This window comes from Bacillus sp. SIMBA_031, from assembly GCF_046535225.1.
GTDB lineage: Bacteria > Bacillota > Bacilli > Bacillales > Bacillaceae > Bacillus > Bacillus velezensis.
This window is the reverse complement of sequence record NZ_JAWRXC010000343.1, coordinates 1-264: the sequence shown is the minus strand read 5'-3', so window position 1 is coordinate 264 and position 264 is coordinate 1. Positions and strand designations below refer to the sequence as shown.

Sequence of the window (264 nt, the reverse complement as noted above, 5' to 3'; positions counted from 1 at the left end):
ATCAGCTATAGCCGCCGCGTTCTGGACTGCTGTGCGGTGGCAGAGAAGCTGGCGGCTGAGGGTGTCTCGGCCGAAGTGATCGACTTGCGCACTATTTCGCCGTTGGACACCGGCACCTTCCTCGCTTCGGTAGCCAAAACCGGCCGTGCGGTGATCGTCCATGAGGCGGTCAAGCCATTCGGGGTCGGGGCTGAAATCGCTGCGCTGATCTACGAATCGCTTTACGGGCAGCTCAAGGCCCCCGTTCAGCGCGTAGGGTCCAAC

General features: G+C 62.1%; 1 protein-coding gene. It reads left to right on the top strand.

Annotated features, from left to right (window positions below; genetic code table 11):
* The coding region (locus SB724_RS20570) for a transketolase C-terminal domain-containing protein (protein WP_410572764.1) at window positions 1-264 on the top strand (264 nt) is incomplete at its 3' end.